Consider the following 11,391-nt stretch of genomic DNA (forward strand, 5'->3'; position numbering starts at 1 on the left):
CCCGCTCGGTCGGCCAGGCGCCGCCGAGCTCAAGGGGGAGAAGCGCTCCGGGCTGCGCGTGCACGCCCGCACCGGGCTGCCCCTGCCCGGTCTGCGGCGACACCGTGCGCGAGGTGTCGTTCGCGGAGAGATCATTCCAGTACTGTCCACCTGCCAGACCGGGGGGAAACCGCTCGCCGACCGCCGCCTGTCCCGGTTGGTGCGCTAGTGGCGGGCGCGGGAACGGGGGTACTCGCAGTCGTGGACGGATCCACCACGCTCACCCCCTCCATGGCGCTGCTGCTCGTGGTGGCGGTCGTCGTCGCCGTCGTCGCGGTGTTCTTCTTCCTGTGGCAGCGCAACCGGCGCAACACGATGGTGTCGCCGCTGGCCAAGGCCACGTTCTCCGCGCTGCACACGGTCGCGCTGGCCGCGCCGGGTGCTGCGGGAGGGGCTGTCGTCGCGCTCGGCGTCGCAGGCGCTGCCCTACCTGCGCCAGCTGCTGGAGACCACGGCGATGGCGATGACCGACTCGCGTGGCACGGTCCTGGGCTGGGACGGCAGCGCCGACCAGCACCAGCAGGACGTGCAGACGCTCGCGGACACGGTCGTCCGGACCGGCCGCATGGAGCTGATGAGCCACACCGCCATCAAGTGCAACCAGCCGGGCTGCGAGGTGCGCGGGATCGTCGTCGTCCCGCTGGAGAGCGGACGGGAACATCATCGGCACGCTGGCCGCGCTCACCCCCTCGACGGCCGCCCCCCGGTTTCTGCGGGCCACCGGCGAGGTCGCGCGCTACGTCTCCAGCCAGCTGGAGCTCGCCGAGCTCGACGACTCCCGCGCCCGGCTCAACCGGGCCGAGGTCCGCGCCCTGCGCGCCCAGATCTCGCCGCACTTCGTCTACAACGCACTGACCACGATCGCCTCGTTCATCCGCACCGACCCGGCCCGGGCCCGTGAGCTGCTCATCGAGTTCGCCGACTTCACCCGCTACTCGTTCCGCTCGGCCGGCGAGTACACGACGCTGCTCGACGAGCTGAACAACATCGAGCGCTACGTGCGGCTGGAGAAGGCCCGCTTCGGCAACCGGCTCAACATCAAGCTCCAGATCGACCAGGAGGTGCAGAACGTCGTCCTGCCCTTCCTCGCCCTGCAGCCCCTGGTGGAGAACGCTGTCCGGCACGGGCTGTCCGGCAAGCCCAACGGCCGGCACCGTCACCATCCGCGCGGAGAACGCCGGCTCGGAGTGCGTGATCGTCGTCGAGGACGACGGCGTCGGCATGGACCCGGCCCGGCTCAACGAGGGACCTCGACGACGCCCATCTCTCCGGCGCGCACGTCGGCCTCGGCAACGTCGACGACCGCATGCGCTCGGCCTTCGGCGACAACTTCGGCCTCGTCGTCGACACCAACATCGGCGCCGGAATGAAGATCACGCTGCGGGTGCCGAAGTTCCGGGCGGGCATCCGGGCCTGACCCGGGGGCGTCCGTGGTGGCCCTCCGGCGCCTTGCTGGGCCGTACGGGTGAACCGCGCGAGGGCGAGATGTGCCGATCCGGTCACACCACGTCACCCTGTGCGCGCGCGTACGGTGGGACGGCATGGACGTCCTGCGTATTCCCGCGGCGGTGACCTCGCGTCTGCCCGGCAGGCTGGGTGAGTCGGTCGGCCCCCCGGTGGTGTCGGTCGTCCGGCTGCAGGGCGTCATCAGTGCCCAGGCCGCGCCGGTGCCCGCGCCAGGTGCTCAGCATCTCCTCGCTGGAGAAGGTGCTGGAGCGGGCCTTCGCGCCCGAGCGGCTCGCCGCCGTCGCGCTGGTGATCAACTCCCCGGGCGGCTCGCCCACCAGTCCGAGCTGATCGGGAACCGCATCCGCGCACTGGCGGCGGAGAAGGACGTGCCGGTGCTGGCGTTCTGCGAGGACGTCGCCGCGTCCGGCGGCTACTGGCTGGCCTGCGCCGCCGACGAGATCTACGCCTGCTCCACCTCGGTCGTCGGCTCGATCGGCGTGATCAGCGCCGGGTTCGGGCTCGACGGCCCTGATCGAGCGGTGGGGCGTGACCCGGCGGCTGCACACCGCGGGCGGGTCGAAGTCGCGGCTGGACCCGTTCCTGCCCGAGCGGCCGGAGGACGTCGCCTGGCTCACCGGTCTGCAGGAACAGCTGCACGAGCGGTTCACCGGATGGGTGCGCGAGCGGCGCGGGGGACCGGCTCGCGACCGACACCGAGCTGTTCGACGGCGAGGTGTGGCTGGGCGAGCGGGCCCGCGCGCTGGGCCTGGTGGACGGCATCGGCAGCGCCCACGACGTCCTGACCGAACGCTTCCCCCACGCCGAGCAGCGCCCGGTGGAGCAGCGCAGGCCGTTGCTCGCCCGCCTGGGTGCGGGCGGATCCGCGGCCCGGACCGGCCTCCCCGGCGGTGTCGCGGGGGCCGGGCACGAGCTGCTCTCCGCCCTCGAGACACGGGCGGCGTGGGCCCGTTACGGGCTGTGACACCGGTGACTGGGCGTACCACGACCGAGCTGCACCCCGTGTCCGGACGGTCACCGATCCGGTTCGTGCCCTGGCATCACGCGCGTCGGCACGTCACCATGGTCGCGGCGCCGGGCGATCATCGAGCGGATGGGCTTCCGGCGCAGGCTGAGGAAGCAGGATGAGGAGATCGTGGACAGCAACGACACCACCCGCGGACTGGTCGTTCTCGCGGTGGACGACGAGCAGCCCGCGCTCGAGGAGATGGCCTTCCTGCTCGACGAGGACCCGCGCGTCGCGACGGTCCTCAAGGCCGGCGAGTCCACCGAGGCACTGCGCATCCTGAACGGCCGCCGGGCCGGGGCGGCCGCGGGTCCCGGTGCGGGGGGCGGCGCGGACGTCGCCGAGCAGACCGACATCGACGCGGTGTTCCTCGACATCCGCATGCCCGGCCTCGATGGCCTGGAGCTGGCCCGGGTGCTGCAGAACATGGCCGTGCAGCGGCGATCGTCTTCGTCACCGCGCACGACGACCGTGCGGTCGACGCCTACGACGTGGGTGCCATCGACTACCTGCTCAAGCCGCTGCGCACCGAGCGGCTCTCCGCCGCACTCGACCGGATCCTGTCGACCCGTCGCAGCGGACCGGTCGAGACCGTCCGCGAGGAGAGCGGTGGCGACGACGAGGTCATCCCCGTCGAGCTGGCCGGCACCACGAAGCTGGTACCGCGGTCTGCCGTGCGCTACGTCGAGGCCCAGGGCGACTACGCCCGGCTGCACACCACCGAGGGCAGCCACCTCGTCCGGATCCCGCTGTCGGTGCTCGAGGACCGCTGGCGCGACGCCGGCTTCGTGCGCATCCACCGCTCGTTCCTAGTGGCGCTGCCGCTGGTCACCGAGCTGCGGCTGGCCGGGTCCGGCTACGTCGTGCGCATCGGCTCCGGCCCGGAGACCGCGGAGCTGCCGGTCAGCCGTCGGCACACCCGTGAACTGAAGGACCGCCTCGTCCGTGCGACCAAGCAGGCGTGGAGCCAGAGGTGAACAGGTCCACCGGCGGCGTCTCGCCGTCGGTGCGTCCGCAGTCCGACCGGGCCGCGGACGATCTCGACGGGTCCGACCGGCCCGGCACCGGACCCGACGCGACGGTCGCCGGCCCGCGCGCGGACCAGGGCGCCCCCGCGCCCGAGGACCGGCCGGATCCCGCTCGGTCGCGCCCGTACCCGGACGGCGCCGTCGCCGGTCTCGACGCCTGGAACCCGGCGCTCGAACACCGTAACCGCCGGGTCGCCCTCGCACCGGAGCCTGCCGGGAACGCCATCCCGGCCCAGCCGCGCGGCTCGTACGCGTCCGGCCCGCACCCGCGGCCGGCCGACGGGTACCGGCCCGGTGGTGGCCCCGGGCCGCGTCCGGCCCCCCGGCCGACCCCCCGCCCGGAACCGACCGCCACCCCCGGATCCGAGGGGGCCGTTCTGCGCGCCGCCGGTCCCGCTCCGGCCGCGCCCGGGCCCACCGGCGGCCCGACCTCCGGCGCCCCGAGGCCCGGCGCTCCGACGCCCGGCGCCTCGACGCCCACGGCCTCGACGTCCAGCGCCTCGTCCTCCAGTGGCGGCGTGCCCCGTGACACCGCTCCCGACGACCGCGTCCCCGGTCACCGGGGCCCGGTCACCCCGGGTCCCAGCAACCCGGGATCCGGCAACCCGGGATCCGGCAACCCGGGATCCGGCGACCGGACCTCCCGCGACCGGGAGGCGACCGCTGCGACCGGGGGCCGCGCCGCTCGCCGTGCCCGTCGCGCGGCGGAGGAACCCGCCGCCGACGGCGGCGCCGGCTGGCTCCAGGCCGAGATCGCCCGTCGCGTCGCGGACCGGGCCGGGGGGACCGGCCGGCACGCCCGCGTCGACCCGTCCCCGACGCCGCACCGGGACCGTGGGCAGGCCGACCCCGACGACGCGCCGGCGCCCTCTCCCGACCACGACGACCCGCCCCGCGGCGCCGCCGCTCGTGGCGTCGCGACCGGCGCCGGGACCGCCACGCCGCCTGCCGTACCCACCGCGCCGCAGCCCGCCCCGACTCCGCCCGCCCCGAGCCCGCGCGGCGCGACTTCGCACGGTGTGACCCCGCGCGACAAGACGCCGCGCGACACGACGCCGCACGGTGCGACCCCGCGCGGTGCGACCCCGCACGAGGGCGGCTACGCCCCGGACGACGGCGACCCCGAGGACCGTGACCCCGACGCGCGCGAGACCTACGGCCCGCCGGTCCACCCCACCCGCGCTCGCCCGGCTCGGCCGCGCGCGAACCTCGTGCCGGACCCGTACGCCCCGGAGGGTGTGCGCCCCGGTCCCGGCTGGCCGCCGGTCCCCGCCGCGACCCCGGCACCGGACGTCGTCGACAGCGGTGCGCAGACCCCGGCTCCGGACGTCACCGACAGCGGGAAGCAGTGGCCCCCGACCGGCGGCGGCTCCGGCCTGCCCCAGCGCGTCCCGGGCGCGACGTCGTGGTCGAGCACCTGGTCCCCCGACCGCAGCGCGCTCCTGGCGGGGACCCCCGACACCGCGCGCGCTGCCGACACCGCGAGCGCCCCCGACGCGGCGGACGCGACCGGCACGGCCGGGGCCACGGACGGCGCGACCGTCGCCGACACGAACCGGGACACGGCCCGCGACACGGACACGGCGGACCCGCGCGGCACGGACGGCACCGGGCTCCCGGCCCGCCCCGGCAGCGCGGACGAGCGCGCAGACGGGACTGGGGACACGACCGGGGACACGACCGTCGCCGCACCGGCCGACCGGCCGGGGCCCGAGGGATCCACCGAGACCCGCCCGGTCCCCACCCGCTGGTCCGCGTCGGGGCGACGCGATCCCGTCGCCCCGACGCCGTACCGCCCGGACCCCGCCGACCGGTTCGGCCCCGCGGCCGACCCCTCCGACCACCCCACCGACCACCCCACCGACCACCGCACCGACGACGAGCTGGACGACGACGACCTCCCCGACGAGGACGAGCTCGACGAGGAGCTCGACGAGCTGCGCGGCGGCCCCCTCGAACGCACCGAGGTCATCTGGCGCGCCCCCGAGGTCGACGTCGCGCCTGCTCCCGAGCCGTCGGTCGAGCCCGGTCCCCAGCCGTTCGCCCCGGTCGCCGCGGCGCCCTACACCGGTGCCCGCCCACGCCCGTTCTCCGCCGAGCCGACCGACCCGCCCGCGGCCGCCGAAGAGCCCGGCGACGACGAGCTCGGCGCCGGGCGCGTCCGCATCGTGCTCTCCGAGCGCCGCTCGACCGCGCAGTCCTCGCGCGGGCTGTCCGACGTGCAGGACCCGGGCGCCGTCGGCACCCTGCTGCGCAACTCCCTGGTCCGCACCCAGCTGCTGCTCGCGCTGCGGGTCAGCGTCGTCGCGCTGATCGGGCTGGGTGTACTGCCCGCCCTGTTCATCGCGGTCCCGGTCCTCGGCCAGATCGAGGTGCTGGGCATCCGGCTGCCGTGGCTGCTGCTCGGCGTGCTCGTCTACCCGTTCCTGCTGGGCCTGGGCTGGTGGTATGTGAGCTCCGCGGAGGCGGCGGAGCAGGACTTCGCCGACGACGTGGCCGATCGATGAGCCTGACCGCGATCCTGTCGCTGGTCGCGATCGTCCTGGTGGCGGTCGCGTCCTCCGTGATCGGCTCCATCGCCCACCGGACCAGGCTGACCTCGGACTTCCTCGTCGCGTCCCGGTCGGTGCCGTCGCGGCTCAACGCCGGCGCGATCTCCGGCGAGTACCTGTCGGCGGCCTCGTTCCTCGGCATCGCGGGGCTGATCCTCGTCCAGGGTGTCGACGCGCTCTGGTACGCCGTCGGCTACACCGCCGGTTACCTGTTCCTGCTCCTGTTCGTCGCCGCGCCGCTGCGCCGATCGGGCGCCTACACCGTCCCCGACTTCGCCGACGCCCGGCTCGCCTCGCCGATGCTGCGCAAGGTCTGCGCGGCCGTCGTCATCGTCATCTGCTGGCTCTACCTGCTGCCGCAGCTGCAGGGCGCCGGGCTGACCGTCGGCATCGTCACGGGTCTGCCCGACTGGATCGGCTCCGGCGCGGCCGGGGTGATCGTGGTCGCCACCGTCGCGCTCGGCGGGATGCGCTCGGTGACGTTCGTGCAGGCGTTCCAGTACTGGTTCAAGCTGACCGCGCTCGCCGTGCCGGCCGTGATCGGCCTGGCCGTCTGGCTGGGCGACGGCCACACCTTCGCCCGCGACGAGCCGCCGGAGTTCCGCGAGCCCACGACCGTCTCGGTCGCCACCCCGGTGACGCTCGAGGCGCGGCTGGCCGTCGACGTCGTCGCCCGCGGCACCGTCGCCGGGCAGCCGGTCGACGGCCCGCTGCGCTGGGTCGCCGGGTCCACCCACGAGGTCACCGCCGGGACCGAGCTGCGGTTCGCCGCGGGCGCCCCGGTGCCGGTCACCCGCGGTGCCCCGACCGACGACGAGAGCTGGCTGCGCCCGTTCGCCGGCTCCGATCAGCACCAGCTGCTCGCGACCTACTCGCTGATCCTCGCCACGTTCCTCGGGACCATGGGCCTGCCGCACGTGCTCGGCCGCTTCTACACCAACTCCGACGGCCGGGCGGCCCGTCGCAGCGCCGTGCTCGTCCTGGCGATGCTGGGCGGCTTCTACGTCCTGGTGACGCTGCTCGGCGTGCTGTCGCGGGTCTACACCCCGCAGCTGCTGGTCACCGGCCGCACCGACGCGGCGGTCCTGCTGCTCCCGACCGCGATCCTGGGCAGCGGGCTGCTCGGCGCGCTGGTGGGCGGCCTCGTCGCGGCGGGGGCGTGGGCCGCGTTCCTGTCGACGGCGTCGGGCCTGCTGGTCAGCCTGGCCAGCGTCGTGTCCACCGACGTGCTGCCCCGGCACGGCCGGATGACCCGGCGCTTCCCGCTGGCGACGGTGCTCGCCGGGGTGCCGCCGACGATCGTCGCACTCGTGCCGACCGGCCTGAACTTCGCCGAGGCCGTCGCGCTGGTGTTCGCCGTCGCCGCGTCCACGTTCTGTCCGCTGCTCGTCCTGGGCATCTGGTGGCGCGGGCTGACCGATGTCGGCGCGATCGCCGGGGTCGTCGTCGGCGGGGTGGTGTCGGCCGGTGCGGTCGTCGCGGCACTCGCCGGGGTCGACGTCTCCGGGCTCGGTCCGCAGGCCGACTGGATCGGGGTCCTGCTGTACCGGCCGGCGATCGTCAGTGTGCCGCTGGCGTTCGCGACGATGGCGCTGGTGTCCCGGTTCACCCGGGCGCGCCGCCCCGTCGACGCGGGCCAGGTGCTCCTGCGCCTGCACGCACCCGAACGGCTGGGTCTCATGCGGGACCGATTGGACGACAGGGCCTGACGGGTCTCCGCCGAACGGGTCTACACAGCGTCACCGTTCGGACCGGTGGGTTCGTCCGGACCGGGGTTCTCGTCGGTATCGGCACGCAACGACGTTCCCCGACGCGATACCCGGTCGTTGTTCCGGGTGAAGTGTGTCCCCCGGGGACGCGCCGCGGTCCCCCGGCCACGACGCGGCCCGGCTCCCCGCAGCACGACCCGAAAGGAACCGGCACCATGAGCAGCCCCGCAGAGCGCTCGGCCGGCACGATCTACCAGCAGGTCCAGGCGAGTCCCGAGTTCCGGGCGTACCGCAGCCGCCTCCGGCGCTACGTGTTCCCGATGACCGCGATCTTCCTCGCCTGGTACCTCGCCTACGTCGGTCTCGCCAGCTACGCCCCCGAGTTCATGTCCATCCGGGTCGTCGGCACGATCACGGTCGGGCTGCTCGTCGGCCTCGGCCAGTTCGTCTCCACCTTCCTGATCACGACCCTGTACGTCCGGTTCGCCGAGCGTGAGATCGACGGCCCGAGCGCCGAACTGCGCGCCCGGGTCGAGCAGGCGGAGGTGCGCGCATGACCACGTCCGTACTGGCCCAGGCCGAGTCGGTCGGCTCGGTCACCGCGAACCTCGGGTTCTTCCTGCTGTTCGTGATCGTGACCCTGATGATCGTGCTGCGGGTGAGCCGCACCAACGCCACCCGCGCCGACTACTACACCGGTGGGCACGCCTTCACCGGCCCGCAGAACGGCACCGCGATCGCCGGTGACTTCCTGTCCGCGGCCTCGTTCCTCGGCATCGCCGGGGCCATCGCCCTCTACGGCTACGACGGCTTCCTCTACTCCGTCGGCTTCCTCGTCGGCTGGCTGATGGCGCTCCTGCTCGTCGCGGAGCTGCTGCGCAACACCGGCCGCTTCACGATGGGCGACGTCCTGGCGTTCCGGATGCGTCAGCGCCCGGTCCGCGCGGCCGCCGCGACCTCGACGCTGGTCGTCTCGCTCTTCTACCTGATCGCGCAGATGGCCGGGGCCGGCGGGCTGATCTCGCTGCTGCTGCAGATCCCGAAGACCGACAAGCTCTCGCAGGCGCTGGTGATCGTCGTCGTCGGCGGCCTCATGGTCGTCTACGTGCTGTTCGGCGGGATGAAGGGCACCACCTGGGTGCAGATCATCAAGGCCGGCCTGCTGCTCACCGGCGCCGCGGTGCTGACCACCTGGGTGCTCGGCCGCTACGGGTTCAACCTGTCCGCGGTGCTGGAACACGCCACCCGGAACTCCGAGCGCGGCGAGGCCATCCTCAACCCGGGCCTGCAGTACACGAACAAGATCGACTTCATCTCGCTCGGTCTCGCGCTGGTGCTCGGTACGGCGGGCCTGCCGCACATCCTGATGCGCTTCTACACCGTGCCCTCGGCCAAGGAGGCCCGCCGCTCGGTGGTCTGGGCGATCTGGCTGATCGGCATCTTCTACCTGTTCACGCTGGTGCTCGGCTACGGCGCGACGGCGCTGCTGCCGCCGGGGACGATCACCCGCGCGAACCAGAACGACGCCGCGCCGCTGCTGGCCTACGCGATCGGTGGCGAGATCATGCTCGGCCTGATCTCCGCGGTGGCGTTCGCGACGATCCTCGCCGTCGTCGCCGGTCTGACGATCACCGCATCGGCCTCGTTCGCCCACGACGTCTACGCCAACGTGCTCCGCCGTGGCACCGCCACGCCGGACGCCGAGGTGAAGGTCGCCCGCACGACCGCGCTGGTCATCGGCCTGGTCGCGATCGGCGGCGGGATCGTCGCCAACGGGCAGAACGTCGCGTTCCTGGTGGCGCTGGCGTTCGCCGTCGCCGCGTCGGCGAACCTGCCGACGATCCTGTTCTCGCTGTTCTGGAAGCGGTTCAACACGACCGGCGCGCTGTGCAGCATCTATGGCGGCGTGATCGTCTGCGTCGGCCTCATCGTGATCTCCCCGGCCGTGTCCGGGTCCCCGACCTCGATGGTGCCGAACGTGGACTTCGCGTTCTTCCCGCTGTCCAACCCCGGCCTGGTGTCGATCCCGGTGTCGTTCGCGCTGGGCATCATCGGCACCTTCCTCGGCGGCCGCGAGCGCTTCAACGCCGCCCGCTTCGCCGAGATGGAGGTCCGCTCGCTCACCGGTGCCGGTGCGGTCCGCGCGACCACCGCGCCGAAGGAGGCGCCGAAGCCGACCGCGGTCCCCGCCGAGGACCTCATCGGCATCCCGCGGCGCGAGACCGAGGGCTCCGGTCGGCACCGCTCGCAGCCGCGTCCGCAGCCCCGGCCGAACCCGGGGCAACGGCCGCAGACCAGCCGCCAGGCCGGCGAGCTGTTCGGCAACACCGGTCTGACCGGTGTCCAGCCCGTGGTCGGCGCCGACGGACGTCCGGACCGGTACGGGACGGGCCGCCCGCCGGGACCGCAGGGCACTGGCGGGTACCGGCCCGCGCAGGCCACCGGCGGGTACCGGGCCGCGCAGCCGCCGCTGGACCCGAACGAGGTGACGATCCCGCACGGGTCGCTCTACCGCGACGACGGCCGCTGAGCCACGCCGCTCACGGCGGGTTGACGGGGTGGCGTGGCAGGATGGCGCCATGTCCGACCCGGTTCCCGCCGTGAGCGTGTCCGCTCTCCCCGCCGACGCCCCGATGCTGGACGTCCGCGAGCTCGACGAGTGGACCGCCGGGCACGCCCCGCACGCCCGTCACCTGCCGATGTCCGAGCTGGCCGCCCGGATGGGCGAGGTCCCCACCGACGACCCGCTCTACGTCGTCTGCCGCTCCGGCGGCCGGTCGGCCCGGGTCGTCGCCTACCTGACCCAGCAGGGCTTCCCGGCGGTGAACGTCGAGGGCGGCATGCAGGACTGGGCCGCCCAGGGCCGCACGATCGTGACCGACGACGGCAGCGCCCCCCGGATCGCCTGACCCGTGTCCGCGCCGGCGCCCCGACGGCCGGGCCCGCCGTGCCCACGCTGCGGCCGGACGGCTCCCCCCGGTGGGGGCGCGTTCTGCCCGTGGTGCGGTCGCTACCTGGCCGCCCTCGACTGGGTCGCGACGACGCCCGGTGGCCCGGCCGCCGAGCCCGCCGCCCGTCGGGACCGCTACACCGGTCCGCCCCGCTACCGCACCGTCCCGCGCTGGGGCCTCCCGGTGGGGCCCTGGCGGATCGCGCCGGTACCCGGCGAGGGACCGCTCCGGCCGGTCGACCGGGCCCGCGCGCTGGCCGCGCAGCTCGTACCCGTGCTGTGGGTGGTGGTCGTCGTGTCGGGGATCGCCGCCGTCGCCGAGGTGTGGCGGTACGTGCTGCTGCTGTTCAGCCGGTCCGACGCGTTGTCCCCGGAGGCTGTCGGCGTCTCCGACGCGCTGGTGTGGTTCGGCGGCTGGTCCTCGGTGGTGGCGACGATCGCCGCCGGGGTGCTGGTGATCTCGTGGAGCCTGTGGACCTACCGGGCGGCCGCGGACCGTGCGGGGACGCGCGCCTGGCGGAGCCACCGGTGGGTCGTCGCGGGCTGGGTGGTGCCCGGCTGGAACCTGGTCGCGCCCGGTTCGCTGCTGGCCGAGACCGAGCACACCGCACTGGAGCTGCCACCGGAACGGCGGCCGTCG

At 74.4% G+C, this 11,391-nt stretch carries 5 protein-coding genes and 5 pseudogenes; all 10 read left to right on the forward strand.

The window, feature by feature from the left end; translation table 11 throughout:
* Window positions 1-208, forward strand: a pseudogene (locus KPL57_RS54170) (zinc finger domain-containing protein); the annotation flags it as partial.
* Window positions 209-890: 682 nt separating this feature from the next.
* Window positions 891-1,013: pseudogene (locus tag KPL57_RS68185) on the forward strand (sensor histidine kinase); the annotation flags it as partial.
* Between the two features lie 576 nt (window positions 1,014-1,589).
* A pseudogene (locus KPL57_RS54180) lies at window positions 1,590-2,470 on the forward strand (S49 family peptidase).
* Window positions 2,471-2,641: 171 nt separating this feature from the next.
* Window positions 2,642-3,489 (forward strand): annotated as a pseudogene (locus KPL57_RS54185) (LytR/AlgR family response regulator transcription factor).
* On the forward strand, window positions 3,486-6,047 hold the full coding sequence (locus KPL57_RS54190) for a hypothetical protein (protein ID WP_226358151.1): 2,562 nt from the start codon (window positions 3,486-3,488) through the stop codon (window positions 6,045-6,047). Before KPL57_RS54185 ends, KPL57_RS54190 begins: the two are co-directional and overlap by 4 nt.
* Window positions 6,044-7,801 (forward strand): cation acetate symporter, encoded by a 1,758-nt coding sequence (locus KPL57_RS54195; RefSeq protein ID WP_226358152.1) that lies wholly within the window; start codon window positions 6,044-6,046, stop codon window positions 7,799-7,801. The genes KPL57_RS54190 and KPL57_RS54195 overlap by 4 nt, the downstream gene beginning before the upstream one ends.
* A gap of 215 nt (window positions 7,802-8,016) precedes the next feature.
* Window positions 8,017-8,358, forward strand: coding sequence for a DUF485 domain-containing protein (locus KPL57_RS54200; RefSeq protein WP_020627290.1), 342 nt, complete (start codon window positions 8,017-8,019; stop codon window positions 8,356-8,358).
* Window positions 8,355-9,947, forward strand: a pseudogene (locus KPL57_RS54205) (cation acetate symporter); the annotation flags it as partial. The gene KPL57_RS54200 and the pseudogene KPL57_RS54205, both read left to right, overlap by 4 nt.
* 433 nt (window positions 9,948-10,380) lie before the next feature.
* The gene (locus KPL57_RS54210; RefSeq protein ID WP_020627288.1) at window positions 10,381-10,710 is read left to right on the forward strand and encodes a rhodanese-like domain-containing protein; all 330 of its coding nucleotides are present in this window, start codon (window positions 10,381-10,383) and stop codon (window positions 10,708-10,710) included.
* A gap of 3 nt (window positions 10,711-10,713) precedes the next feature.
* Window positions 10,714-11,391 (forward strand): DUF4328 domain-containing protein (locus KPL57_RS70980; protein WP_226358153.1); only part of this gene is annotated, 678 nt, incomplete at its 3' end.

The sequence above is a fragment of the Pseudonocardia sp. ICBG601 genome, from assembly GCF_020496245.1.